The organism is Kribbella swartbergensis (assembly GCF_054784135.1).
This window is the reverse complement of sequence record NZ_BAAGPM010000010.1, coordinates 15333-41823: the sequence shown is the minus strand read 5'-3', so window position 1 is coordinate 41823 and position 26491 is coordinate 15333. Positions and strand designations below refer to the sequence as shown.

Here is a 26491-nt window from a genome sequence, read left to right as displayed (position 1 = left end):
CCCGAGCATCGTGGTTCTGCGACTCCGACAATGCCGAGGGAGAGGGGAAATCGTGTCTCGTCGACGTGGTCTCGTTGCCGGTGCGGTCGTTCTGTCGTTCGTACTCGTCGGCTGTTCCGACGTGGCCGCCAGTCAGTCGAGCCCGTCGGAAACCCCTACCTCGTCGGGTACGCCGGCCAGCACGCCGCCCCCGTCGGCCACCCCGAGCGCGACGCCGAGCGCGACGCCGACTCCGACCCCCACGGCGAAGCCGAAGCCGAAGGTGAAGCAGAAGCCGCAGTACTACGCGCTGCGCGTCGAACGGCAACTGGACAAGCTCGGCTACCCGGTCGGCGACGTCGACGGTGACATCACCGCGCGCGCCAAGCAGGCGCTGTGTGCGTGGCGTGAGACGCACGGGATGCCGGTGAGCCGCAAGGGCCTGACCCTGGCCGACGCGTACTCGGTGCTGAACGCAACCAAGCGCCCGACGCCGACGCGCGAGCCCGGGATCTACGTCAACAAGACCTGCCAGGTGGCGTACCAGATCGTCGGCAAGACCTATAAGCGGATCGTCTGGGTCTCGACCGGTTCCCCCGGCTACGAAACCCCGAACCGCACCGGGAAGGTCTGGCGCAAGTGGGCCGGCGCGCACGAGAGCAGCCTGTACCCCGAGGCCTACATGTACGACTCCATCTACTTCCTCCGCGACCGCCCCGGCATCGCCCTGCACGGTTCCCGCGTCAACTCCCTCGTCAAGCCTTACCCCGCCAGCCACAGCTGCATCCGCGTCACCCGCCCGGAAATCACCCAGATCTTCCGAGAAACCCCCATCGGCACCAAGGTCCAGGTCTACGGCGACTACTGAGACTCACTGGTGGTGTTTGCCGGCCCGAGTCATGTGGACGGTGGGTTGGGGCTCGTAGGGATTCTTGGGGAGGGTGGTGAGGAGGTCGGGGAGGTTGAAGGTTTCGAAGAGGGTGAGGTCGAAGAAGGCTACGGCGTGGATGATGCCGGTGGCGGTGAGGGTGAGGACCTGAAGCTGGAAGGCTCGGTGGAGGTTGTCGGCCGGGTCTCGCATGTAGACGGCGAACGCGGGTTGGCCGTTGGCTTTCAGGGGAACGAGGAGCTGGTCGCCGGGTCCTTTGGCCGGGCAGTGGGTGGAGATGAGCCGGCCGATGTTGCGGGCGCCGCGGAACCATGAGGTGAACGGCGGCATCTCCCAGATCGTGTCGTCGGTGAAGAACCCGGTGATCGCCGCTACGTCGTACTGCTCGAACGCCTGCTGGTAGCGGGCGAGAAGGGCCGGATCGGGCGGCGCGAGCGGCGGCGGGCTGAGGTGGACGTGAGAGACGGGCCCGACGAGGTCGGTGATCCGGTCCGCGGACCATCCTTCGAGATCGCGCAGGATCACGGCGGCCCGCTCGGGCGCCGGCAGACGTTGGAGCCCGGCGATGTAGTCGAGTCCGATCGGCCGGTCGTCGGCGAGGTCGTCGGGGATCGGTTCGAGCCAGAGCACTTCCAGCCGTTGGTGGAGCTTGCCTTCGGGGTCGTCGCTCGGGGCGGCCACGTCGGTGGGGAGCGGGCGGAAGTCGGTCGGGAGCGGGCGGAAGTCGGGCCGGGACAGACACGCCACGGTCGCACCGGCCAGGCTGTCGCTCCGCGCGGCGACCTCCTGGGCCTCGGTGATGGAGCCGAGCATCCGGTAGCAGTGCGAGATCAACCGGCGCTGCCCTGGGTCAGCGCGGGGCGTCACCTCGTCGTAGCCGTCCATCAGACCGATGCCTCATCCCGTCGGCCAGTCTCTCCGCTCGGCCTGCCGGCTGTCCAGGTACGCCGCCAGCGCGAGCGCTCTGAGGTCCTGGTGATGCGGTACGGCGAGTTGCGCGCCGATCGGGAGACCGGACGCCGACCAGCCGACGTTGACCGTGGTCGCCGGATGTGCCGACATGTTGTACGGGACCGTGAACGCGATGTGCTCGAACGGCTTCGACGGATCGTCGGTCGGATAGGCCAGCTCGGCCGGGAACGCCGTGATCGGTGCAACCGGCGACAAGATGACGTCGTACGACCTGAACACCTGGACGACGGCTGCGGCCATCGCACCCATCTGGCTGTACCCCTTGAAGACCTCGAATCCGGACAGGTCACGCGCCGTCGACACCCACGCCCGGATCTCGGGAAGCACCTTTGCTCGCCGGTCCTCGGGCAATGCGGCGATGTCGACGGCCGACCGCACCCGCCAGAAGCGGTCCAGCCCGTCGAGCATGTCGCGGGTGATGATCGGAGCGATCGGCTCGACCAGAGCGCCGGCCTTCTCGAGTACGGCGGCCGCCGTCGAGACCGCTGTCCGCACTTCAGGATCGACCGGCAGCCCGACGCCGGCGTCCAGCAGCAACCCGACGCGGAGTCCGTCGATCGGCACGTCGTCCCGGTAGACCTCCTCCACGCCCGGAAGGGACGTGTGGTCGAGCGGGTCGTACCCGGACATCACCGTCAACGCGAGCGCCGCGTCCGCCGCCGTACGAGCCAGTGGGCCGATCGCGCGGCCCGGGTACGGGTTCCCGACCGCCACTCGCCCATGGGTGGGTTTGAGGCCGACCACGCCGCACCAGCCGGCCGGCAGCCGGATCGATCCGCCGATGTCGGTGCCGATGTGCAACGGGCCGTACCCCGCCGCGGCCGCCGCCGCGGCGCCCGCGCTCGAACCGCCCGCGGTCTTCGACAGATCCCACGGGTTGCGGGTCAGCGGATGGAACGTCGACACGCCTGACGAGAGCATGCCGTACTCGGGCATCGTCGTCTTGGAGAAGATCACCGCACCGGCCTCCCGCAGCCGGGCCGCGGCCGGGGCGTCCTCGGTCGCCGGGATCAACTCGGTCGCCGCCGTCCCTTGGGGCACCGGAGTGCCGCGGGTCGCGATGTTCTCCTTGACCGTCACCGGTACGCCGTCCAGCGGGCGGGCCGAGCCGTCGCGCCAGCGCCGTTCCGACGCGCGGGCGGCCGCGCGGGCGCCGTCCGGGTCGAGCGCGTACGTCGCGCAGATCTTCGGCTCCAACTCCTCGACCCGGGCGAGCACGTCCTCGATCACGTCGACGGGTGAGAGCGAACCGTCGCGGTACTTCGACAACAACTCGGTCGCGGTCAGGTCGGCGGAGCTCATACGCGTCCTCGCTTCGCTCCGGGCGCGCATGAGGCACGTACGGTGCTGTGCTTGATGATGAACTCGCTGCGCTCGTTCATGCAGGACTCCCTCAGTTGGGCGGGTCGAAGCGGCCGTCGACCGCGGTCCAGCCGCCGTCGACCGCGAGCACACTGCCGGTGACGAAGCTGGCGGCGTCGGAGGCGAGGTAGACGACCGCGCCGGCGAGTTCGTCCGGGCGGGCCCAGCGGCCGAGCGCGCCCTTGGCCGCATAGGCGTCGTACCAGGCCTGGTTCGCCTTGATCTGGGCGGTGAGCGGGGTCTCGACGACGCCGGGCGCGATCGCGTTCGCGCGTACGCCGCTCGGACCCAACTCGGCCGCCGCGGTCCGGAGCAGCTGGACCAGACCGGCCTTGGTCGCCGCGTACACCGACTGGCCGGGCTCCACCGTCGTACCGCGGATCGAGCTGAACCCGATGATGCTCCCACTCCCCCGCTCGGCCATCCGCTGCCCGAAGCCACGGATCAGCTGGAACGACGCCCGCAGATTCAACGACACCACCCGGTCGAACTCCTCACCGGTGTAGTCGACGATCCGCTTCCGCACATTCGTCGCCGCGGTGAACACCAGCACGTCCACCACCCCGAGCTCATCCGCGGCCCGGGTGATCGCCGCATCGTCCAGTACGTCGAGCGCGTACGACGCGAGGTGGTCACCACGAGCCGCGGTCTCGTCGGCCGCGGCCAGATCACGGTCGGCGCAGGTCACCCGGGCGCCGTGAGCGGCCAGCGCCAGAGCGCTTTCCCGGCCGATGCCGCTGCCGGCGCCGATAACGAGGGCGTGTTTGCCGTCGAGGCGGAAGAGGTTGGTGTAGTCCGTCATGGCCGCGGTCACCTCAGGGCCTCGGGCGGATGATGGCCATCCGGGTCGTGGTCAGTTCCTCGATCGCGAAGCGTGGTCCTTCCCGGCCGATCCCGGAGTCCTTCACCCCGCCGTACGGCATCACGTCGGACCGGAACCCCGGCACCTCGTTGACCACCACCCCGCCGACGTCGAGCCGGTCGATCGCCGTGAACGCGGTCTCGAGCGAGGAGGTGAAGACACTGGCGTGCAGGCCGTACCGGGACGCATTGACCGTCGCGAACGCGGTGTCGAGGTCCGGCACCGACCTGACCGCGATGACCGGCCCGAAGATCTCCTCGTCCCACGCCAACTGCCCGGAGGCGACGTCCGTCAACACGGTCGGCCCGAGCACCTCGTCGTCGCCCGCATAGACCAGCTTGGCACCGGACGCCAGAGACTCGTCGACCCAGGCCCGGACCCGAGCGGTCGACTTCGCATCGATGAGGGCGGACACCCGGGTCTCCGGTGAGCGGGGATCGCCGACGACCACCGACGGCAGCCGCTCGGTCAGCTTGTCCAGCAACGCGGCATGGACGGACGCCAGCGCGATCACTCGTTGGACCGAGATACAGGCCTGGCCGGATGCGTAGTACCCGCCGCGAATGATCGCGTCGGCGGCCGCGTCGAGATCGGCGTCGTCGGCGACGACGAGCGCGGAGTTCGAGCCGAGTTCGAGCAGGACCTTCGTCGGCGCGGCGTCGCGGGCGATCCGGTGCCCGACCGCAGCGGAGCCGGTGAAGGAGACCGCTCCGATCCGGCGGTCCGTGGTGAGCGTCGCGCCGACGTCCGCTCCCCCGGTCACGAGTTGTACGGCGGCCGCCGGAGCACCGGCCTCGACCAGCGCCTCTCGCATCAGATGGACGAGCCAGAGCGTCGCCAATGGAGTCTGCGGCGCCGGCTTCACGATGACCGGGCAGCCGGCGGCCAGGGCCGGAGCGATCTTGTGCGATGCCAGCAGCAACGGATAGTTGAACCCGGTGATCCCGACGACCACCCCGATCGGTTTGCGTACCCAGAACCCGCGCAGGCCGTCACCACTCGGCAGCAGATCCAACGGCACCGTCTCGCCGTGCAGCCGGGCGACCTCCTCGGCCGACGTCTCCAGCGTCAACAGGGTCCGATCGACCTCCACCCGGCAATCGACCAGCGGCTTCCCGGTCTCCAGCACGAGCAGGTCGACAAAGGCGTCCCGCTCGGCCGCGACCGTCGCATGCAAGCTCTGCAAGGCCTTCCGCCGGACGTACGACGGAAGCCGGCCAACCACCTCGCGTACGGCGAGGGCCTGGTCGAGTGCCTGCCCTGCCAACTCCACAGAACCGACCGGCGCGTCCGCCACCGTCGAACCGTCGTACGGGAAGATCACCGGTTCGGCGGACGGAACCTCGACCCACGTCTCTCCGATCGGCAGGCCGGCTGGGTACTTCATCCGGGTTCTCCCTTCGCAGCGAGAAGGTCGGTGGTGGTTGCTCCGGACAACGCTTTGTGCAACGTGGGAACGGCAGAGACCAGGCGGCGTGTGTACGGATGCTGCGGGGCGGCATACACGTCTCCGGTGAAGCCGGTCTCGACGATCTGACCGGCGTTCATCACGGCGACGCGGTCGCAGACGTGCTTGACCACGGACAGGTCGTGGGACACGAAGACCAGCGTGAGGTCGAGTTCGTCGACGAGGTCGGAGATGAGGTTGAGCACCTGCGCGCGGACCGAGACGTCGAGCGCGCTGACCGGCTCGTCCGCGATCAGGATGCGTGGCCGTGGGGCTAGAGCGCGGGCGATGGAGATGCGCTGGCGCTGACCGCCGGAGAACTGGTGCGGGTACCGGTCGCCGGCGTCGGCGGACAGCCCGACGGCTTCCAGGAGTTCGCGGACGCGCTGACCGGAGGCCGGGTGACCTTGGACGACCAGGGGTTCGGCGATGATGTCGCGGACCCGCATCCGCGGGTCGAGCGAGCTCATCGGATCCTGGAAGACGAGTTGCAGGCTCTCGCGGAGGAACCGCAGCCGCCGCTCCGGGAGCCGGGTGATGTCGGTGCCCTCGACGATCACCCGGCCGGACGTCGCGTGATCGAGGGCGGCGATGATCCGGAGCAGGGTCGACTTGCCGCAGCCGGATTCGCCGACGATGCCGAAGCGTTCGCCCTGCTTGACCTCGAGGTTCACCCCGCGCAGCGCGTGCACCATTGGTGCTGCGTGCAGGAGCGACGTACGCGGACGGGTGTAGTTGCGGACGACGTCGATCACCTGGATGGCAGGCGGGTTCGGCTCGCGGTCAGGCATGCACGACCTCCGCAGGGTGATGGCAGGCGAAGCCGGTCGCCTCCGACCCGGTCCAGGCCGGGGTCGTGGCGCAGACGTCGGTGGCGTAGCGGCAGCGGGTCCGGAAGACGCAGCCGGACGGGAACTGACCAGCCGGCGGCACATTGCCCGGGATCGTGGTCAGCCGGCGATCCACCGTCTCCAGGTCCGAGGCTGCGAGCAGGCCCTCGGTGTACCGGTGGCGAGGCCGGGTGAACACCTCACCGACCGGGCCGGACTCGACGACGCGGCCGCCGTACATGACCAAGACCCGCTCGCAGACGGTCGCGACGACGGCGAGGTCGTGGGTGATGAACAGCAGAGCGGACTCCCGCGCGACCACGCCTTTGACGATGAGGTCGAGGACGAGCGCCTGCACAGTGACGTCCAGCGCGGTCGTCGGTTCGTCGCAGATCAGCAGCGCTGGATCGTTGGCCAGGGCGAGGGCAAGGACGACTCGTTGCCGTTGGCCACCGGACAGCTGGTGCGGGTACGCGCGCATGGTGTCTCTCGGCAGCTGAACCCGTTCCAGCAACTCGACCGCCGCGTTCCGGGCGGCACCGCGACCGGACACCGTCCGGTGGATGAGCATGGCTTCCGCGACCTGGTCCCCGATCCGCATCGTCGGGTTGAGCGCGGTCATCGGCTCCTGGAACACCATCGCCAGCTGCCGGCCGCGGACCCGCGACATCCGTCGTTCGCCCGCCCCGATCAAGTCGTGGCCGACACCGGTCACCCGGACCGATCCGGCCGCGGTCACGTCCTCGGGCAGCAGACCGAGCACGCTCAGCGCGGTCAGCGACTTCCCGGATCCGGACTCGCCGATCAGCCCGACCCGCTCCCCCGGCCCCACGGTCAGGTCGACGTCCGAGACCAGCGTCTTGTCCCGCACGGTGACGGTCAGCCCGCGAACTGTCAGTACATCGCTCACCGGCGGTCCTCCAGCTTCGGGTCGAACCGGTCGCGGAGCCCGTCGCCGAGCAGGTTGAACCCCAGGACGGCGATCGCGATCGCGACCCCGGGGAAGATCGCCAGCCGCGGCGCGCTGAACAGGAACTCCTGGCTCTCCTGCAGCATGCGTCCCCAGGACGGAGTCGGCGGCGGCGTCCCGTACCCGAGGAACGACAACGCCGCCTCGGCCAGCACCGCGATCGCGAACGACACCGACGCCTGCACGGTGATCAGGCTGGTCACGTTCGGCAGCACGTGCCGGACCGCGATCGGGAACGGCTGCCGCCCGGCCGCCCGGGCCGCCAGCACGTACTCGGTCCGCATCACCTGCATCGCCCCGCTCCGGATCACCCGCGCGAAGTTCGGCACCGACGCGATGCCGATCGCGATCATCGCCGTCAGCGTGCTGGCCCCGAACACGGCACCGAACATGATCGCCAGCAGCAACGCCGGGAACGCGAGCAGCAGGTCGTTGGTGCGCATGATGATCTCGCTCGGCCACCGCCGGGTCATCGCCGCCAGGATCCCCAGCGGTACGCCGATCACCGCCGCCACCCCGACCGCGACCACACCGATGAACAACGTGGTCCGCGAGCCGACCATGATCTGGCTGAGCATGTCCCGGCCGAACTTGTCGGTCCCGAACCAGTGCTCCCACGACGGCCGGGCCAACCGGACCGCCGGGTCGACGAGGGTGGCGTCGTACGGCGTCCAGACGAACGAGACGAGCGCCATCAGCACGATCAGCCCGACGATCAGGCCGCCTGCGATCAGACTCGGGTTCAGCCGCCTCATCGCGACCCCACCCTCAGCCGCGGATCGAGAGCGACGTACAGGAGGTCGACCAGGAAGTTCACCACGAGTACGGCGACCACCAGCACCATCACCACGTCCTGCACCAGGAGGAGATCGCGGTTCGACACACCGTCCAGCAGCAGGCTGCCGAGACCGGGAATGACGAAGACGCGCTCCACGACGACCGCGCCGATCAGCAGCGTCGTGAGCTGCAGACCGAGCACCGTCACGACCGGGACCGCCGCGTTGCGGATCCCGTGCCGCCACAACGCCGGGAACGGCCTCAGGCCCTTGGCCCGCGCGGTCCGGAGATAGTCCTCACGCAGTACGTCGAGCACCGCGCTGCGGACGTAGCGGGTCAGGACCGCACCCTGGACCAGACCGAGTGACAGCGCGGGCAGGATCAGTTGTCTGACGAACATGCCAGGGTCCTGAGCGGGCGGTGTCCACCCGTTCGCCGGCAGCCAGCCGAGCTTCACGGCGAACACCATGATCAGCAGGATGCCCGCGAGGAACGCCGGAACGGCGACCCCGAGCTGGGACAGCGCGGACAGGGCCAGCCCGGAGATCTTGCGGTGCCGCGCGGCCATCACGGTCCCGGCCGGCGCCGCGACCACCAGCGCGATGAGCATTCCGGCCATCACCAGCCACAGGGTCACCTGGAACCGGTCGACGATCTGCGGTCCGATGTCGGCCTTCGACACGTACGACGTACCGAAGTCACCGCGGAGCAGTCCGCCGAGCCAGTCGAAGTACTGCGTCGGCAACGGCCGGTCGAGGCCGAACTGCCGGCGCAGCTCCGTGACCGCCTCGTCCGAGGCGTTGACGCCGAGGGCTACCCGGGCCGGGTCGCCCGGCAGCACGGCCATGAACGCGAAGACCAGCACCGAACTGACGGCAAGGCTGACCAAGAGCACGGCGGTGCGCTCGATCAGGCGGAGGATCATCGGCAGTCCTCAGGAACGGGCCAGGCGGGTCAGGTCGAAGTTCTCGGTGATCGCGTTCTGCGGCAGCCCGGTCAGGTTCTTGTCCGCGACCATCAGGTTCGGCAGCAGGAACAGCCAGTCACCCGCGGCCTGCTCCGAGATCCGCCGCGCCGCCTTCTTCATGTTGTCGACCTGCGCCGCCTCGTCGCCGGCGTCGGCCGCGGCCAGGTACTGCTGCAGGGTCGGATCGTCGTACCGGGTGTAGTACTTCGCGTTGAACACCGCACCCAGGTCGCGCGGCTCGACGTGCGCGATGATCGACATGTCGTAGTCGGCGTTCTTGAACACGTTGGTCAGCCACGCCGCCGGGAACTCCTGCTGGTCGATCGCGATCTTCAGTCCGGCCTGCTCGAGCTGGCTCTTCACCACCTGACCGCACGAGGTCGCGTACGGCAACGTCGGCAGCCGCAGCCGCAACGTCTTGCCCGCGGCACCGGACGCCTGCAGCAACGACTTCGCCTTGGCCTGGTCGTACGGCGCGACGCCGGTCAGGTCCTCGTACCAGGGGTCGGTCGGCGGGACCATGCTGCCGATCAGTTTGCCGCGACCGGCGAAACACGTGTCCAGCAAGGCCTTGTGGTCGATCGCGTGCCGAATCGCCTGCCGGGTCCGGATGTCGGCGAAGATCGGCTTGGCGTTGTTGAACGAGAGCAGGACCTCGCCGTTCGTGGTTCCCTCGATCACCTGGTACTTGTCGTTGGTCGTGAACTGGCTGAGCGCCTCCGGCGCCTGCACGGTGCCGATCACGTTGATGGTCCCGGTGAGCAGCGCGTTGTTCAGCGCGGTCGGGTCCTTGAAGTACTTCAGCGTGATCTCGTGGAAGAACGGCTTCGGACCCCAGTAGCCGTCGTTGCGCGCCAGCACGATCGAGTCGCCGCGGTTCCACTTCGAGAACGTGAACGGTCCGGTGCCGACCGGCGCCGTCGCCAGCGCGCTCACGCCGGTCTCGGAGAACATCGCCCCGATCCGGGTCGTCATCCGGAACAGCCAGCCGTTGCTCGGCTTGGTGAGCGTCACCTGCAACTGCGTCGGCGACAGCGCCTTCGGCTCCTGGACGACGTCCATCGCCGACTTGAGCGAGGTCGTCCAGGCAGTCTTCACCCGATTGATGCTGAACACCGCGTCCGCCGCGGTGAACGGCTTGTCGTTGCTGAACTTCGCGTTGTCGACCAGGTCGAAGGTGTAGGTCTTGCGGTCCGGCGAGACCGTCCACGACTTCGCCAGCGCCGGCACGATCTTGCCGGAGTCGTCCTGCTTGACCAGGGTCTCGTACACGTTGCCGAGCAGCGCCTGCGGGATCGCGGCGCCGTCGGTGGTGGTGAAGTCGAGGCTGGCCGGCTCGGCGACCAGGCCGATCGACAGCGACTGGTTGCCGCCCGGTGAGCTGCCGGGCGACGTCGTCGATCCGGCCGAGCAGGCGGTCAGGACCAGGAGTGCCGCGGAAGCGACGAGCGCGGCCGCCCGGACGCGTCCGGTGATCGACCCGGTGACCGGCCGGGTGATCTTGGCGAACGAAGACTTCACGCGAACTCCTCCAGTGCTGCCGCAGTGTCCTCGCCGCATTCTGGCGATCTGTGGGGAGTCCGCTGAACGGGGCCACGCCGGTCCGGCGACTTCGCCGTAGAGCTGTGACTGGTCCGACCAGTGGACTAGGTGTCAGTGGGCCACTAGGTTTGTCGCTACCCAGGGGTCTGTCAAGCGATGGGGGTGCTTCGGAATGACCAAGGGTCCACGGTTCCAGCCGGTGCAGACCGTCCGTGCGTACCAGCGGATCGTGGAGCAGGTCGAGGACGCGCTCGCGCGGGGTGAGCTCACCCCCGGCCAGCGGCTGCCGAGCGAGCGGGAACTGGTCGCCCAGTTCGAGGTGAGCCGGTCGACGGTGCGGGAAGCGCTGCGGGTGCTGGAGAGCAACGGCGTCGTCCGGTCGAGGCCAGGCGATCCGAACGGGCCGGAGATCCTGCCGTTCTCCCAGGCCGCGCTGCGCAAGCAGATGGTCCGGCTGGCGCGGGTGGACGAGTTGACGCTGAGCGAACTGATCGGCTTCCGGATGATCATGGACGGCGCCGCGATCCAGGTCGCGTCCCGGCTCCGCACGCCGGAGCACCTCGCCGCGATGGAGGAGACGCTGGTCGCGATGCGGGCCGCGATCGATGTCGACTTCGAGGCGTTCAGCGAGGCGGACGTGGCGTTCCACGAACTGATCGCGCAGATCAGCCGCAACTCGCTGATCCAGACCTGCAACGAGGTCGTCCGCGGCGTCGTCCTCAGCCTGATCTCGGACAAGATCGCGCACGCCGAGAACAGCCGCGCCCTGATGCTCGAGTCGCTCCAGCACCACGCCGAGGTGGTCGACGCGATCCGGGCCGGCGACGGTCACGCGGCCGCCCGGATCGCCCGGCAGAACATGTACGACTACTACGCCGGCTACCTGCCCGAGCCGGAGCGGGAGACGCTGCGCGCCCTGATCGAGGACTGACTCCGAGACGATCAGCCGGCGACTGTCCCTGCCGTATCAGGGAATCTCGTGACATGCTGACTGGACCGGTTCACTGCAGTGGGGGGCACCGCGTGACCAAACCAGCGATTCTCACCGTCGACGACGACCCGATGGTCTCGGCGGCCATCGCCCGTGACCTGCGCCGTCGGTACGGCGACGACTACCTGGTCGTGAAGGCGATCTCGGGGGCGCAGGCCCTGGCCGCACTGACCAAACTCGCCTTGCGTAACCAGCCGATCGCGCTGATCGCCACCGACCAGCGGATGCCGGGCATGACCGGCATCGAACTGCTCGAGCAGGCTCGCGAGCAGGCACCGACCGCGAAGTACCTGCTGCTCACCGCGTACGCCGACACCGACGTCGCGATCAAGGCGATCAACGACATCGGCCTGGACTACTACCTGCTCAAGCCGTGGGACCCGCCGGAGGACGAACTGTTCCCGGTGATCGACGACCTGCTCGGCGACTGGCGGCAGGCCAACCCCGAGCACACCTCCGACGTCCGCGTGGTCGGGATCCGCTGGTCCGACCGCAGCCACGAGATCAAGACGTTCCTGGCCCGCAACCACGTGCCGTACCGCTGGTACGACGTCGAGCGCGACGCCGAGGGTCAACGGCTGCGCGACCTCGCCGATGCCGCGGACAACGACCTGCCGCTGGTCCTCGTCCCCGACGGCGACACGCTCCGCGCGCCGTCCACGATCGACCTGGCCTCGGCACTCGGTCTGCGAACACGAGCCGAGCAGCCGCTGTACGACGTCTGCATCGTCGGAGGTGGACCGGCCGGACTGGCCGCAGCCGTCTACGCGGCCTCCGAAGGGCTGAGCACGGTCATCGTCGAGCGTGAGGCACCCGGGGGCCAGGCCGGTCTGAGTGCGGCGATCGAGAACTATCTCGGGTTCCCGCGGGGACTGACCGGCTCGGACCTCGCCGCTCGTGCGGTGGCCCAGGCCTCCCGCTTCGGCGCCGAGATGGTGCTGGCCCGCAGCGTCGTCGGACTCGAGTCCCGGGGACCGGTGCACGCCGTACTCCTGGAAGGCTCCGGAGAGATCGAGGCGCGTTCGGTGATCGTCGCGACCGGGGTCTCGTACCGCAGCCTGGAGGTCGACGGGCTCGCCGACCTCACCGGCCGCGGGGTGTACTACGGCGCCACAGCCAGCGAGGCGAGTCAGTGCCGGGACGACGAGGTGTACGTCGTCGGTGCCGCGAACTCGGCCGGACAGGCGGTGCTGAACCTCGCGCGCTACGCGAAGCGGGTCGTGCTCCTGGTGCGCGGTGAGACGTTGACGACGTCCATGTCGAAGTACTTGATCGACAAGATCTTCAGCGCGAAGAACATCGAGGTGCGCTGCCGGACCGAGGTGGCCGGGTGCGGCGGCGACGGTCATCTCGAGTCGCTGACCCTGATCGACCGGTCCTCGGGCCGGGTCGAGGAGGTGGCGGCGAGTTGGCTGTTCGTCTTCGTCGGTGCGTCGCCGCGGACAGACTGGCTCGGGCAGTCCGTCACCCGTGACGACAAGGGCTTCGTCGTCACCGGCCCGGAGCTGGTCGCGATGGATCGCTGGCCGCTGCCGCGACCGCCGTTGGCGCTGGAGACGAGCCTGCCGGGCGTGTTCGCGGCCGGCGACGTCCGGTTCGACTCGATGAAACGCGTCGCGTCCGCCGTCGGAGAAGGCGCGATGTCGGTCTACCTCGTCCACCGCTACCTTGCGACCGTCTGATGAACACCGACGAGCTGCACGCGATCCCGCTCTTCGCCGGCCTGACCGACGAACAACTGGATGAGTTGATCGTGGACAGCACCGAGGTCCCGATCGAGCCGGGTGTCGCCCTCTTCCACGAGGGTGAGCCGGCGGACTTCTGGTGGGTGCTCGTCGACGGCGCCATCGCGCTGCACCGCCAGATCGGGCGCGAGGACACCGTGATGGGCAAGATGGACGTGCCCGGCCGATGGGCCGGCGGGTTCCGGGCCTGGGACGAGCACGGCGTCTATCTGGCCACCGGGCGCGGGATCGCCGAAGGACGGGTACTACGGGTGCCGGCCGGCGTACTGCGGGACCGCGTCGACGACTGGTTCCCGCTCGGCGGGCACCTCATCAAGGGCGTGTACGGGACCGCCCGGGCGATCGAGTCGACCGCGCGGCAACGCGACGCGCTCATCACGCTGGGAACGCTGTCCGCCGGGCTGGCGCACGAGATCAACAACCCTGCCGCGGCGGCCGCACGCGCGGTCAGCTCGCTCGACACGACCTGTGCGTCGTTGCTGTCCGCACTGGGCCGGCTCGCGGAGGGCGAGATCTCGGCCGCTCAGTTCACCGCCTTGGACGCGTTGCGGGTCGAGTTGAGCGCGGGCACGGCGGCGCCGGACCCGGTCGACCTCGCCGACGCCGAGAACACCATCTCGGAGTGGCTGGATCGGCACGGCGTCGAACAGGACTGGCTGATCGCGCCGCCGCTGGCCGCGGCCGGCGCGACCGTCGAGTGGTGCTCGCGGGCGGCCGAGGTCCTTGGCGATGCTCTGGAGCCGGGACTCGAGTGGGTGGCGAGCACACTCGCCGCTTCGACGCTGCTCGGCGAGGTGAAGGAGTCGACCCGGCGGATCTCCGAACTCGTCGCCGCGGTCCGGTCGTACTCGCAGATGGACCGCGGCTCGATCCAGACCATCGACGTGACCGAAGGCATCGAGAGCACGCTGGTGATGCTCGGTCACAAACTCCGCGACGGGATCGAGGTGATCCGGTCCTACGGCGCCGACGTCCCCCGGATCGACGCGTACGCCGGTGAGCTCAACCAGGTGTGGACGAACCTGATCGACAACGCGGTCGACGCGATGGCGGGTGTGGGCACGTTGCGGATCACCACCCGGACCGACGGTGACCGGGTCGTGGTCGAGTTCACCGACTCCGGGCCGGGGATGCCGCCGCAGGTGGTGGCCCGCGCGTTCGAGCCGTTCTACACGACGAAGGACGTCGGCAAGGGCACCGGCCTGGGGCTGGACATCGCACAGCGCATCGTCGCCGAACACCACGGCGGGACGATCACCATCAACTCCCGGCCGGGCGAGACCACGCTCTCGGTCCGCCTCCCCCACCAGCCGATCACCGCCGGCTAGCGGGATGGGGTGCCGACCGGCTCAGGTGTCGTGCTCGACGATCCGGACCCGCGGGACCTTCAGCGCCTTGCGGGCCTTGGTGGTCCAGTCGGAACACAGGAATCGCGCGGCCGTCTCCGACCAGGCGACGACAACGACCTCGTGACTGCTGGTCCGCTTGACCAGGGTCTGCAGGCCCAGCAGCACTTCGCCGTGGGTGATGGAGACGTGCACCGGGAATCCGCTGGCGAGGCGGAGCCGGCGGGAACTGTGCTCGATCACCGAGGCCAGGTCGACATCCGGGTCGGCGAGCGTCCCCGTCGTATTGCTCCGGCCGGCGGACGGACCGGACGAGGTGAGGGTCGCCCCGAATCTCCCACCTGCGTGGTTCCCGGCGGCGGGCGCGGCCTGGTCACACCGGCCACGTCCGCGAAGCTCGAACCCAGCAACGCCATCGGCCCACCGAAATCCGTCTCCGGATGGCTGGAGACGAGCAGGTGGTACTCGACCGGTTCCTCATACCTTGCGTGCAGGGCGGCAACGCGGCGCGCGTCGCCCTCGCTCATCTCACGCTCGATGAGCACCACCACGTTGTACGTCATTCGTGGCTCCCTTCGCAGTCACTTCCGTTGTACTCCTGCGGCGGAGCCAGCCAAAGGACCCAGGCGCGCAGCGTCACAGAATTGTCAAACTCCTCTCAGCCGGCCGGACCGGCCGCCGAATCTCAGCTCGGGAGCGCCGCCGGCGTGTGCGCACGCGAGTCAGGAGCCAGCGCGCTCAGCAAGTGCGGCGCGTCGACGAGCGTGTGCGTGGCGGGGTCGAGCAACTGCGGATGAAGCGCGTACACCTGCGCGCCGGGGCGTGGCGTGATGTCCCCGGTGAGTAGGGCGGCGAAGTCGGACTGCTCGGCGGCCTCCTGGTCCCACACCCGGTCCGGCTCCAGCCGCGCGGTGACCCGGCGAGCGAAAGCCGAGAGATCCTCACCGGTCTGACGCAGGTAGCCGACCACGGAACCGTCGGCGCACCGGACCGCGACCTCGTCGGTGCGGGCGGCAGCGTGCCAGCAGCAGACCTCCCACAGGCTCACCCGATCCCCGGCGCCGTGCACCTCCTCCAGCGTCGCCGCCATCAGCGCCAGATGACCGCCGTACTTGGCGATGTTGTGTCCGTACCCGGCTGCGCTGAGGTTGACGTCGTACCAGCGCAGCTCCTTCGTCAGCAGATCCACTCCGAACGGGAGCAGGATCTTCGCCGGCCCGGCGAGGTCGAACCGCTCCTCGACGGCGGCCGGGTCGAAGAGCCCGGTCGGTTGCCGCATCACCCCGGCGAAACCGCGTTCGAGCTCGTCGAACGGGACGTTGTTGTAGCTGAACACCACCGGCAGCACGTACCGGCCACCGACGCGCCGCACCGCCCGCAGATCCAGGTCCACGAACTCGGTCGACCCCTGCGGACCCGGGGCCGAGGTCAGATCGCCCGAGTGCACCAACGCATCCTGGTCGAACCGCAGCCGCGTGTAGTCGCACAACCCGACGAAACCCCACTCCTCGTCGAACACCGCGACCGACAGATCGAGATCCACCCGCCGCCCGGCCGGCTCGACCCAGTGCAGGAACAACCGCAGCAACTCGTCCTGCGGGATCGGCACGGCACTCCCCCGGGTCATCCGCAGCAGCGTCGACGACGCGCCCCGCTCCGAACCGGGAGCCGCCAGCCGGGTCAGCTCCTCGTCCAGGAACACCCGCCGCAACCGCGGCAGACCCGTTGCCCGGCGCAACATCTCGCCGACCAGTACGCCCGACAACGCGGTCGCCAGCTCGGCCGGCAACGGCTCCCGGTCGTCGACCGTCGTCCAGATCCGCGCCGTCCCACCGCGCGGAAAGAACAGCCGCAACTCGCCGGGCGGCGTACGCACCTGACCGAGCGCCGCGGTGAGCACGACCGGCGAGACCTCCGAGACCGCCGTCGTCAGCGCGTCCACGAGCGCACCGTGCTGATCCGACGGCAGGGCTCGCGCCAGCTGAACCAGTCGCCGCACCAACTCGCCCGGCCGCTGCCGCAACAGATCAAGCGCATGACCCGGCCTGGACAGGAACGCGTCCTCGAGCCGGGACGCGAACGTGCGAGTCGTCAGCCGGCCGCCGTCCACCCGGACAAACGGGTGCTGAGCGGCCTCGCCCGCGACCGCACGTCCGGCCGCGGTGCTCAGATCGAGATCGGTACGTCGTACGACCGCGAACGCCAGCGCGGCGCGGGGATAGCGCGTCGCGAACTCGAGCGGGTGCAGGTTCTCCGCGATCCGCTTCCAGGCCCGCTCGTGCCGCAGCATGTCCTCGATCAACGTCTCGGCCGGCAACCGGTCGAGCCGCCCCAGCACCAGCCGCCGAGTTGCCCGCGGCAATGACCGTCGACGGACCGGCGGCGTCCGCAGGCCGGGGTCCGCATCCATCAAGGCGTAGAGGAGACGCAGTACGTCGGTCGCCGTACCGGCCCGGTCGATCAGCTCGGGATGGTCGGCGAGGAAGTGGGCAAGAACCAGCGCCCGGGTCTCCCGGACCGGGATCTCGTCCGGCAGCCAGGACGGGTCCGCTTCGGCCAGCAGCACCTGTAGGTCGGCACGATCCGCGGCCGACAGGGGCGAGCGTCGTACCAGCAGTGCATTGACCGTGGACTGCACCGCGTCGGCCGAGGCCATGGTCAGCAGCCGCAGGCGGTCCGAGCGCACGTGTGCAGGCTGCACCTCGTCGAACGACGGCTTCAGGAACGGGTCGTCGGGATCGATCCGGCGCAGGCACAGGGGGCAGGCACTGAAATCCGAGCCGTCCCAACACGTCCGGCAGACCAGGTGCGCGCAGGGCGAGACAGCGTGGACCGACTTCGTGTCGCCGCACAGCACACACGGCTGCTCCGGCTCCTGCAGCAGTCGCGCGAAGACCCGGTTGACGTAAAACGCCTCGGTGTCGCCCGGCACGCTCTCCGGGAAACCACGGAACAACGGGACATGCCGCTGGTCATGGCCGGACTCCGCGTCGAGCAGGTCGAGCAGGGCACGGCCGAACCGGCGAGAGCGGGCGCCGACAGACCGGAGCAGTGCCGGTACAGCCCGACGGACAGCAGGAAGCCTCGCTGGATCAGGTCGGCCTGCAGCGCTGACAGACCCGACTGGATGGTGAGCGGCCGACGCAGCCACTGCCAGGCCGAACGCCGGACCGGCGGTGCGAGCGTGGCCGGATCCACCATCCGCAGGCGGCGCAGCAGTACGGCGGCCTGCGCGTGCTGATCCGGCATCGCGGCTCCTCCCCAGCGGTCTCCCGTGACTTCACGGATGAAGGCGCCAGGGGCGGAGAGCGAACGCGCTACATGGCCTGGTGAAGGAGAAGGAAGCACGTCCAGGAGCCGCCCCTGGCACCGAGAACGCTACCGGGGGCCACCGACACTTTGCCGCGCCCGCCCCACCGCCCCGGCCAGGCATTTTGCGGTGGCCGGCCCCAGACAGAGAAAAGCTCCGGCACCAGGGTCGGGGCCGCCCCGCCCAGACCCCGGTACCAGAGATCTCCAGAGTAGAACGTTCATCCAAATCGACAACCACCGGGTTCCCGATCTGGCACTGATGCGCCGCCATCAAACCCTTGAACCAGCCGGTTCCCGGTGCAGGGAAACCCTTTCAGTTACAGCCGGGAGGTGTCGGACCACGGATAGTGGTTAGGGTCTGGGGTATGGAGGGTGGGGTGATCGAGCGTGCCCGCTGGCGGGACGTGTTCGGGCACGCCGAGTTCAGGGCGCTGTTCCTGGCCGGCGTGCTGTCCGTCGCGGGCGACCAGCTGGCCCGCGTGGCGTTGTCGGTGCTGGTCTTCGACCGCACCAGCTCTGCCGGGCTGACAGCGCTCACCTACGCCCTGACCTATGTGCCCGACCTGCTGTTCGGGCCGCTGCTCGCCGGGTTCGCCGACCGCTACCCGCGCCGTACCGTGATGATCATCACCGACCTGGCGCGCGCTGTTCTCGTTGCAGCCATGGCGCTTCAGGCCCTGCCGCTGCTGGTCGTCATCCTGCTTCTGCTCGCGCTGCAGGCCTTCGGCTCGCCGTTCAACGCGGCACGGGCCGCCACGCTCCCCGTCGTACTGCCAGGCGACCACTACGTGCTCGGCAAGGCTGCGAACGACATGGTCGTGCAGTTCAGCCAGGTGCTCGGCTTCGGCACCGGTGGGGTCATCGTGGTGGCCGTCGGTACGTCAGGCGGCCTGTTGCTGGACTCCGTCACCTTCCTGCTGTCCGCGGCACTCATAGCCGTCGGCGTACGGCGGCGTCCCGCGCCGGCCCGTGACACCAATGAGCCACCCGGCAGCTACTTCAAGGACCTGACCGCCGGGATCTCACTGGTCACACGTACGCCGAAACTGCGCGCACTGGTCGTGTTGGCGACCATCGCAGGGTTCTACGTGACGGTTGAAGGCCTGGCGGTCCCCTACGCGCACGAGATCGGTGGCGGACCGAAAGCGGCCGGACTGCTGCTGGCCGCGAGTCCCGCAGGTGCTGTCGCCGGCATGTGGTTGATCACGCTCTGGCCGCCCGAGCGGCGGATGCGGCTGCTGGGACCGCTTGCAGTCCTCGCCTGCGCACCCCTGATCGCCTGCTTCCTCACGCCAGGGCTGCTGCCCACAGTGGCTCTGTGGGCTGTCTCCGGACTGGCGTCGGCGTACCACCTGCCGACCAGCGCAGCCTTCGTTCAGGCCGTGCCGGACGCACAGCGGGGCCAGGCGTTCGGAGTCGCCAGCACGGCGCTGAAGAGCAGCCAGGGCATCGGCATCCTCCTCGCCGGACTGATCGCCGACCAGTCGTCGCCGTCGGTCGCACTGGGCATCATGGGGACCGTGGGCGCGGTGGCGGCCCTGGCGGCGGGCACCGCCTGGACACGGGCCCGCCGGGCCGGGACCGGCTCCCCGGAGAAATAGTGGCCGGGGCGAGCGTCCGGAGATTCAGGGAATATCTCCGGACGAGGCTCCGTAAAATGTCGGTTAAGAAATTTCGGCAATATCCGTCAGATCACCACTCGTTACCGTTCGTGAACCACTCGTTACCGGAACGGCCGAGCCGGCGCAGCCACTCGTTGCCACTCTGCGTGAACCACTCGTTGCCGCCGCGGAACCACTCGTTCCCACCGTGGAACCACTCGTTCCCGGAGCCGGTGAACCACTCGTTGCCGCCGTTGAACCACTCGTTGCCGGTGCTGATCTTCGACATGGTGCTGGATCCTTCCTTCGCCATCCGTCGGATGGATTTATGTGGGGCTGGGGATGACCTCACGTGAACGGGCAGTTACTATTACGGAATAACCGCTCAGGTCTAACCGTGTGAGGCCACCATGATTCTGATCGGTCGGAGCAATTGGGTGCCACCCCGCCAATGGAAGCTCTGGTCGTTGCCGCGTCCTGCGCTGAGCTATGTGCTCGGCGTCGACGCTGTCGCAGTCATCATCACCGCCTTGGCTCTGGCCTCGACGGTCTCCGGCGCCCGAACCGGCGTCAGGCCGACCGAGTGGGTCGCCTTCGCGGTGCTGGCGGCCGCCTCGGTGCTTCACCTGGAGTCTGCCCGCGGAATCGAGCGGCGACGCGAGATGGCGGCAAACACTTCCCCGTACACCAACCTGAAGAGCCTCTGGGTCTTCGCCGGCCTGCTGTTGCTCCCGCTGAGCCTGGTGGTCGCGCTGGTCGTGCTGTCGTACGGGTACTCCTGGATCCGGGTCTACGGGCGGACCATTGCGCACCGCAAAGTGTTCTCGGCGAGCACGTTCATCCTGGCCAGCGCTGCCGCGGCCGCAGTGCTGCGCGGTGGTGGGCTGATGACTGAGCCACGCGTGCCGACCGGGCCGTGGAGCCTGTTGGTCGTGGTTGGTGCTGCGGCGACCTGGTGGCTGGTGAACTTCGCGCTGGTGATCGGCGCGATCCTGCTCTCCTCCCCCGACGCCACCGCTCGTGGCGCCCTCGGAGACCTCGCCGACCAGCTGGTGGTCGTGGCCGGCCTCGGCCTGGGTGTAGCGGTCGCCGCACTGCAGGCGTCGTACCCCTGGGTGGTGCCGATCCTGATGGTGACGGTGCTGGCGTTGCACCGCGACCTGCTGCTGCCGCAGTTCCAGCGGGCCGCTGGGACCGACGTGAAGACCGGTCTGGCGACTCCGGCCTACTGGGCCAGCGCCGTGCCTGCTGAGCTGGCTCGTGCGGAGACCCTGCGCAGTTCGGTGGGTCTGCTGATGCTGGACCTGGACAAGTTCAAGGAGATCAACGACACCTACGGCCACCCCGCTGGGGATCAGGCGCTGCGTGCGGTCGGCGAGAGCGTGCGTGCGGAGGTCCGCCAGGGCGATCTGGTCGCTCGGGTCGGTGGGGACGAGCTGGCCGTGCTGCTGCCGGGTGCCTCCGAGGGCGAGGTGCTGGAAGTGGCCGAGCGGATCCGGGACCGGCTCAGCACGCTCAGTGTGTCGGTGGAGACGGCCAGCGCATCCACTGCGGTGATCACCGGCGTACCGGCGTCGTTCGGCGCGGCGGTGTACCCGGACGTCGCGGACACCATGGACCAACTGGTGCTCGCAGCCGACAACGCGCTGCTCAGCGCCAAGCGGGACGGGCGGAACCGGATCGTCGCGGCCCGCCCGAACCCGCCTGCCGTCACCGAGCAAACAGACCAGCCGGTCGGCGACTAACGCACTCTGATCAGTGCCTTGCCGAGCAGCGTGCGCTGCTCGAGCGCGATGTGGGCGTCGGCCACGTGGTCGAGGTCGTAGACGCGGTCGACCACCGGCCTGAGATCCCCGGCGACGGCTCGGGCGATCACATCGGCGCCTGTGACCGTCGTACCGGTGGTGCCGGCCCTGAGGTCGTGGATCCCCTTCACCGTGATCCCGCGTCGTTCGGCCTCGTCGGCGTCGTACGCCGCGAAGTCGCCGCTCGGGGCGCCGTGTGCGGAGAACCAGCCGCCGTCCTTGACGACGGTGAACGCGGTCGCGCCGAGCTCACCGCCGGCGCCCTCGAAGACGATGTCGGCGCCGCGGTCGCCGGTTGCCTCGAGCACCGACTTCTCCCAGCCGGGCTTGGAGTAGTCGATCACCACATCGGCACCCTGGGCCTTGCTGAGGTCGAGTTTCGCCTGTCCGCGCGCGGCTGCGACGACGTGTGCTCCTGCCTTGTGGGCAAGCTGGATCAGGAGGAGACCCATTCCGCCCGCGGAGGCGGTGACGAGCACGTCCTTGTCCTGCATCGGTGGCGCGAGTTCTTCGAGCATGAGAGCGGTGAGACCGTCGCTGAAGACGGCGATCGCGGTCTCGAGGTTGAGTTCGGGTGGGACTTCGACAAGACCGGCGGCGTCCGCACGGGCCAGTTCGGCGTACGCACCGAAGCCGGGTGCGCGGCCAACGACGGTCTTGCCGACCCAGTCGGGCGATACACCCGGGCCGACGGCACGGACTGTGCCCGCGAGTGAACCACCGGGGACGTACGGCGGTTTCACGTCGAAGAACTCGCTGTGAAGGCCCTGGCGAATGGCTGTCTCGACGAAGATGACATCGGCGACCGCGACCTCGACCAGGACCTCACCGGCACCTGGCGTGGGGTCGGGCCAGTCCTGGGTCTTGATCACCCCGGCGTCGCCGAACTGGGTGACAACTGCTGCTCGCATCACTGCTCCTTTCACGGTGATGCGAGCCTGCATCCTCAACTATGGTTGAGGTCAAGTCGGCCGGTTGTCCACAGGCGCTCGGTGACGACGGGAATCTGTCGGCGGTCCGGCGTACTGTGCAGGGCATGTTCGACGCCGTCTTCGTCCCGGCCGACCCGCCGCGCGCGGGCCGGCTGGCGCTGTACGGCGACCTCACGGGAGCGGGCGAGGTCGCCGACGGGACGGTGGAACTGGTGCTGCCCAAGGGTTCGCAGGTGCGGCGGACCACGACGCCGGCACGGTTGCTGACCGTCCCGGAGGTCCTTGACCGACTGGAAAACGAGGATGCCGGTTCGCCCAGTTGGGAGGCTTGGCGGACCGCGGCTCTGGCCGGGCTGGGACTGATCGGGCGCGGACGGTTGGTGCCGGACCGCAGCCCTGAGGGGTACGGCGCCTGGCGGGTGGCGCCCTTGGATCCGCTGGACCGCGGCTGGTTGAAGAACCTCGGTTCCGCCATGCCGCCGTACGCGTATGCGTTGCCGATCGAGGGGACGCGGCCGGTGCGGCTGGTCGATCCGGAGCAGCTGGTGCGGGCGTTCTGGGATGCGATCGCGGACACGCTGGTCCGGACACCGGCGGCGGCTGTGGCCGTGCGGGCGGGTGCGGCGCCGTTCGCGGCGGCGGATCCGATCGAGGTGACCGGGCCGACTGCGTGGCTGGAGGAGACCGCGCAGAGCGAGCAGGCCGGTGCACGGTTGGTCTTGCGAATCGAGCCGCCCGAGGAGGACGACGAGTTCCGAGCGGTGCTGCAGCTGCGCAGCGGTGTCGATCCGAGTCTGTTGGTGGACGTCCAGGATGTGTGGAGCGCACCCGCCGCCGTCCTTGCCGCGCTGGGCGAGCGGGCCGAGACCGACCTGCTGCTGGCCTTGCGGCGTGGGGCTCGCGTGTGGCCGCCGCTGGGTGCCGCGTTACGTGATGCGGCTCCATCCGAGGTCGCGGTCGACGACGCGGCACTGGAGGAGCTGGCCGAGGGCAGTACGGCGTTGGAGGGCGCCGGGATCGAGGTGCTCTGGCCGGCGGAGTTGTTCGCGGGCGAGTTGGCCGTGCGGGGGACGGTTGCGACACCGACGCCGGGAGCGGTCACCGGACCGGACTTCAATCTCAACGAACTGGTGGCGTTCCGCTGGCGGCCGACGCTGGACGGACAGGAGCTGACCGAGCAGGAGGTGGCGGCGCTCGCGGAGGCGAAGCGGCCGATGATCCGGATGCGCGGGCGGTGGGTGCGGGTCGACCACGAGGTGGTCCGCAAGCTCCGGCGAGGCGGCACCCGGAAGCTGACCGGCGCGGAGGCGCTCGGTGCGGCGCTGACCGGGACCATCGAGGTCGACGGCGAACTGGTCGCCTTCGACGCGAACGGATCACTGGCGTCGATGCTGGCACGGCTACGAGCAGTCGAGGAGCCCGCGCCGTACGCCGAGCCGGCCGGATTGCACGCGACGTTGCGGGAGTATCAGCGGCGAGGCGTCGCGTGGATGGCGCAGCTTGCCGAGCTTGGCCTGGGTGGGTGCCTCGCGGACGACATGGGGTTGGGCAAGACGATCCAGGTCATCGCGCTGCACCTTCAGTTGCGGGGGCGCGGTCCGACACTGGTGGTCTGCCCGTCGACACTGCTCGGGACGTGGGAGCGTGAGTTCGACCGGTTCGCGCCCGACGTGCCGACCAGGCGGTATCACGGTGCCGGGCGGACGCTGAGCGATCTGGCTCCGGACGAGGTGGTGCTGACGACGTACGGCGTGGTGCGGCAGGACCATCAGGTGTTGGGGGAGGTGTTCTGGGGCCTCGCGGTCGCGGACGAGGCCCAGCACGCGAAGAACCCGTTGTCCCGGACGGCTCGCGCGCTGAGGACGTTGCCGTCGGCAACCAGGATCGCGCTGACCGGGACCCCGGTGGAGAACCGGCTGTCCGAGCTGTGGTCGATCCTGGACTGGGCGGCGCCGGGGTTACTGGGGACACTGGACCGCTTCCGGCACGATGTCGCCGTACCGGTCGAGCGGTATCACGACGAGGAGGCGACGGCCAGGCTGGCCCGGGTGACGCGGCCGTTCCTGCTGCGCCGGCGGAAGAGCGATCCGGGGATCGCGCCGGAGTTGCCGCAGAAGACCGAGCACGACGTCGTCGTACCGCTGACCGTGGAGCAGGCCACGCTCTACCAGGCCGTGGCCAAGGAGACGCTGGCCAAGATCGAATCGGCCGAAGGGATCGCGCGGCGTGGGCTGGTGCTCAGTCTGCTCACCCAGTTGAAGCAGGTGTGCAACCATCCGGCGCAGTTCCTGCACGAGCCGGGTCCGCTGGAGCGCCGATCGGGCAAACTGGCCGCGCTCGACGAACTGCTCGACGTGATCCTGGCCGAGGGCGAGTCGGTGCTGATCTTCAGCCAGTACGTCGAAATGTGCCGGCTGATCGAGGCGCATCTGGCGGCGCGGCGGATCAAGACGTTGTTCCTGCACGGCGGGATCGGCGTGCGGAAGCGAGAAGAACTGGTCGGGCAGTTCCAGGCCGGCGAGGCGCAGGTGTTCCTGTTGTCCTTGAAGGCGGGCGGTGTCGGGCTGACGCTCACCCGGGCGACCCACGTGGTGCACTACGACCGCTGGTGGAACCCTGCCGTCGAGGACCAGGCGACCGACCGCGCCTACCGGATCGGCCAGGACCGACCGGTCCAAGTGCATCGCCTGGTCACCGAGAACACGCTCGAAGACCGCATCTCCACCGTCATCGCGGCCAAACGCGACCTGGCCGACGCGGTCGTCGGTTCGGGTGAGGCCTGGCTCAGCGAGCTGTCCGACGCCGAGCTGACCGAGCTCGTCGAGCTGTCGAGTGGCCCGGTGAAGTTGGGCTCCGCGAGCGCCTACAACCCCTCTGCTGTTGGCAAATCCGCTCCTGTCGGCGGAGGTGAGGACGATGAATGAGCGGGTGCCGTGGCAGGGGTGGCGGCAGAAGGGTGAAGACGCCGGACTGCCTGCGGCGAAGGGGCCTGGCAGCCGGCGGCCGTTCGGGGCGACGTGGTGGGGTCGGGCGTGGCTTGAGGCGCTGGAACACCGGGCTCGGCTGGATCCGGGCCGGCTGTCGCGCGGTCGGTCGTATGCACGTCGCGGGAGTGTCCTCGAGCTGACGGTCTCACCTGGCGCGGTCGAGGCCGTGGTGCAAGGCAGTCGTGTCACGCCGTACCAGGTGACGGTTCGGATCCGCGCCTTCACGGCCGCCGAGTGGGACGCTGTCCTCAACGTGATGTCGTCTCAGATCGGCCGAGTGGCTGCGCTGCTTGACGGCGAGCTTCCACCTGAGGTGGTCGACGATGTCCACGCCGCCGGTTTGGAGTTGCTGCCGGGCGCCGGCGAGGTGCTGACGAACTGCAGTTGCCCGGACTTCGCCGTACCGTGCAAACACTCGGCCGCCGTGTGCTACCTGGTTGCGGACGCCCTGGACGACGACCCGTTTGCGCTCCTGCTCCTTCGAGGGCGGCGGCGCGACGAACTGCTGTCTGCGCTGCGATCACGCCGCGCCACAACGAGTGCGTCTGTGCCTCAACCGCCGCCGCCGGGCGTTGTCGCCAAAGAGGCCTTCCATTCCGCTGAGGCACGTCCTGCTGCGTTGCCTGTGCCGCCTCGACCGATGGGTTCACCTGGGATACCGGCAGCCGTCCAAGCGCTGGCCCCACCACGTTCCTCCGGCGTCGACGTACGCGACCTCGTGGCCCTGGCCACCGACGCCGCCCACCGTGCCTGGGAGTTGGCGTCCGGAGACGGCGACGCCGGCATACACCTCACCTTCGACCAGGACCTCGCCCGCCGCGCCTCGCTTCTCCTGGGCACTCCCGAGCTGGCCGACCTCGCTCACCGGGCAGGCGTCTCCGCACGCCAACTCACCAGCTGGGCCGCGGCCTGGCGCCAAGCCGGCCCCGGCGGCCTCTTTGCCACCATAGACGAACCCACCGACATCGACCCGGAAGCCCTCGCCGAAGGCCTGGCCGCCCTGGGCGGCACCGCCGAAGCCAACCGCATCACCGCAGGCCGCACCCAACTACGCCTAGGCCCCGACGGCCTCTGGTACCGCTTCGACCAACACTTCAACGACTGGACCCTCACCCGCCCACCCTCCCCCGATCCACGGGACCTACTGACGGACTAGAGCGATTTCTCGTCCGATG

At 69.3% G+C, this 26491-nt stretch carries 22 protein-coding genes; 8 read left to right on the top strand and 14 right to left on the bottom strand.

Annotated elements, in window-relative coordinates:
- Window positions 1-52: 52 nt before the first annotated feature.
- Complete coding sequence (locus tag ACYVOK_RS06295) at window positions 53-847, top strand: L,D-transpeptidase family protein (protein ID WP_460661299.1); 795 nt, start codon at window positions 53-55, stop codon at window positions 845-847.
- A gap of 3 nt (window positions 848-850) precedes the next feature.
- Here the strand turns inward: ACYVOK_RS06295 and ACYVOK_RS06290 are convergent, their stop codons facing one another.
- The 9 genes from ACYVOK_RS06290 to ACYVOK_RS06250 form a co-directional block, all read right to left on the bottom strand.
- A complete protein-coding gene (locus tag ACYVOK_RS06290) occupies window positions 851-1753 on the bottom strand; it encodes a sigma-70 family RNA polymerase sigma factor family protein (RefSeq protein WP_460661298.1) in 903 nt (300 codons plus the stop codon).
- A 12-nt stretch (window positions 1754-1765) separates the two neighbouring features.
- On the bottom strand, window positions 1766-3142 hold the full coding sequence (locus ACYVOK_RS06285) for an amidase (protein ID WP_460661297.1): 1377 nt from the start codon (window positions 3140-3142) through the stop codon (window positions 1766-1768).
- Between the two features lie 91 nt (window positions 3143-3233).
- Window positions 3234-4004, bottom strand: a complete 771-nt coding sequence (locus tag ACYVOK_RS06280) for an SDR family NAD(P)-dependent oxidoreductase (protein WP_460661296.1) — start codon at window positions 4002-4004, stop codon at window positions 3234-3236.
- Window positions 4005-4017: 13 nt separating this feature from the next.
- Window positions 4018-5451 (bottom strand): aldehyde dehydrogenase family protein, encoded by a 1434-nt coding sequence (locus tag ACYVOK_RS06275; protein ID WP_460661295.1) that lies wholly within the window; start codon window positions 5449-5451, stop codon window positions 4018-4020.
- The gene (locus tag ACYVOK_RS06270) at window positions 5448-6302 is read right to left on the bottom strand and encodes an ATP-binding cassette domain-containing protein (RefSeq protein WP_460661294.1); all 855 of its coding nucleotides are present in this window, start codon (window positions 6300-6302) and stop codon (window positions 5448-5450) included. The genes ACYVOK_RS06275 and ACYVOK_RS06270 overlap by 4 nt, the downstream gene beginning before the upstream one ends.
- Entirely contained in the window at window positions 6295-7251 is a 957-nt protein-coding gene (locus tag ACYVOK_RS06265) for an ABC transporter ATP-binding protein (RefSeq protein ID WP_460661293.1), read from the bottom strand. The genes ACYVOK_RS06270 and ACYVOK_RS06265 overlap by 8 nt, the downstream gene beginning before the upstream one ends.
- Window positions 7248-8066 carry an ABC transporter permease gene (locus ACYVOK_RS06260; protein ID WP_460661292.1) on the bottom strand — a complete coding sequence of 273 codons (819 nt, stop codon included), beginning with the start codon at window positions 8064-8066 and terminating at the stop codon, window positions 7248-7250. The genes ACYVOK_RS06265 and ACYVOK_RS06260 overlap by 4 nt, the downstream gene beginning before the upstream one ends.
- A complete protein-coding gene (locus tag ACYVOK_RS06255) occupies window positions 8063-9019 on the bottom strand; it encodes an ABC transporter permease (RefSeq protein ID WP_460661312.1) in 957 nt (318 codons plus the stop codon). The genes ACYVOK_RS06260 and ACYVOK_RS06255 overlap by 4 nt, the downstream gene beginning before the upstream one ends.
- Before the next feature lie 3 nt (window positions 9020-9022).
- Window positions 9023-10576: an ABC transporter substrate-binding protein gene (locus tag ACYVOK_RS06250; protein WP_460661291.1), complete on the bottom strand. Its 1554-nt coding sequence runs from the start codon at window positions 10574-10576 to the stop codon at window positions 9023-9025.
- Between the two features lie 193 nt (window positions 10577-10769).
- On the opposite strand from ACYVOK_RS06250, the gene ACYVOK_RS06245 reads away from it, so the two are divergent.
- The 3 genes from ACYVOK_RS06245 to ACYVOK_RS06235 all read left to right on the top strand — a co-directional run bounded on the left by ACYVOK_RS06245 (window position 10770) and on the right by ACYVOK_RS06235 (window position 14661).
- On the top strand, window positions 10770-11528 hold the full coding sequence (locus ACYVOK_RS06245) for a FadR/GntR family transcriptional regulator (RefSeq protein ID WP_460661290.1): 759 nt from the start codon (window positions 10770-10772) through the stop codon (window positions 11526-11528).
- 92 nt (window positions 11529-11620) lie between these two features.
- Complete coding sequence (locus ACYVOK_RS06240) at window positions 11621-13270, top strand: NAD(P)/FAD-dependent oxidoreductase (RefSeq protein ID WP_460661289.1); 1650 nt, start codon at window positions 11621-11623, stop codon at window positions 13268-13270.
- Window positions 13270-14661: a sensor histidine kinase gene (locus tag ACYVOK_RS06235; protein ID WP_460661288.1), complete on the top strand. Its 1392-nt coding sequence runs from the start codon at window positions 13270-13272 to the stop codon at window positions 14659-14661. The genes ACYVOK_RS06240 and ACYVOK_RS06235 overlap by 1 nt, the downstream gene beginning before the upstream one ends.
- A gap of 21 nt (window positions 14662-14682) precedes the next feature.
- On the opposite strand, the gene ACYVOK_RS06230 is transcribed toward ACYVOK_RS06235, so the two are convergent.
- The 3 genes from ACYVOK_RS06230 to ACYVOK_RS06220 form a co-directional block, all read right to left on the bottom strand.
- Window positions 14683-14922, bottom strand: a complete 240-nt coding sequence (locus ACYVOK_RS06230; RefSeq protein ID WP_460661287.1) for a hypothetical protein — start codon at window positions 14920-14922, stop codon at window positions 14683-14685.
- Window positions 14919-15242, bottom strand: a complete 324-nt coding sequence (locus ACYVOK_RS06225; RefSeq protein ID WP_460661286.1) for a hypothetical protein — start codon at window positions 15240-15242, stop codon at window positions 14919-14921. Before ACYVOK_RS06225 ends, ACYVOK_RS06230 begins: the two co-directional genes overlap by 4 nt.
- Window positions 15243-15364: 122 nt before the next feature.
- Entirely contained in the window at window positions 15365-17830 is a 2466-nt protein-coding gene (locus ACYVOK_RS06220) for an MXAN_6230/SCO0854 family RING domain-containing protein (RefSeq protein ID WP_460661285.1), read from the bottom strand.
- Window positions 17831-18356: 526 nt separating this feature from the next.
- On the opposite strand from ACYVOK_RS06220, the gene ACYVOK_RS06215 reads away from it, so the two are divergent.
- Window positions 18357-19592, top strand: a complete 1236-nt coding sequence (locus ACYVOK_RS06215; protein WP_460661284.1) for an MFS transporter — start codon at window positions 18357-18359, stop codon at window positions 19590-19592.
- 91 nt (window positions 19593-19683) lie between these two features.
- On the opposite strand, the gene ACYVOK_RS06210 is transcribed toward ACYVOK_RS06215, so the two are convergent.
- On the bottom strand, window positions 19684-19881 hold the full coding sequence (locus ACYVOK_RS06210; RefSeq protein WP_460661283.1) for a DEAD/DEAH box helicase: 198 nt from the start codon (window positions 19879-19881) through the stop codon (window positions 19684-19686).
- 121 nt (window positions 19882-20002) lie between these two features.
- On the opposite strand from ACYVOK_RS06210, the gene ACYVOK_RS06205 reads away from it, so the two are divergent.
- Window positions 20003-21337, top strand: a complete 1335-nt coding sequence (locus tag ACYVOK_RS06205) for a GGDEF domain-containing protein (protein WP_460661282.1) — start codon at window positions 20003-20005, stop codon at window positions 21335-21337.
- Here the strand turns inward: ACYVOK_RS06205 and ACYVOK_RS06200 are convergent.
- On the bottom strand, window positions 21334-22308 hold the full coding sequence (locus ACYVOK_RS06200; protein WP_460661281.1) for a zinc-binding dehydrogenase: 975 nt from the start codon (window positions 22306-22308) through the stop codon (window positions 21334-21336). The genes ACYVOK_RS06205 and ACYVOK_RS06200 overlap by 4 nt on opposite strands.
- Before the next feature lie 41 nt (window positions 22309-22349).
- Between ACYVOK_RS06200 and ACYVOK_RS06195 the strand changes: the two genes are divergently transcribed.
- Window positions 22350-25253, top strand: a complete 2904-nt coding sequence (locus ACYVOK_RS06195) for a DEAD/DEAH box helicase (RefSeq protein ID WP_460661280.1) — start codon at window positions 22350-22352, stop codon at window positions 25251-25253.
- Complete coding sequence (locus ACYVOK_RS06190; protein WP_460661279.1) at window positions 25246-26472, top strand: SWIM zinc finger family protein; 1227 nt, start codon at window positions 25246-25248, stop codon at window positions 26470-26472. Before ACYVOK_RS06195 ends, ACYVOK_RS06190 begins: the two co-directional genes overlap by 8 nt.
- Window positions 26473-26491: the final 19 nt, after the last annotated feature.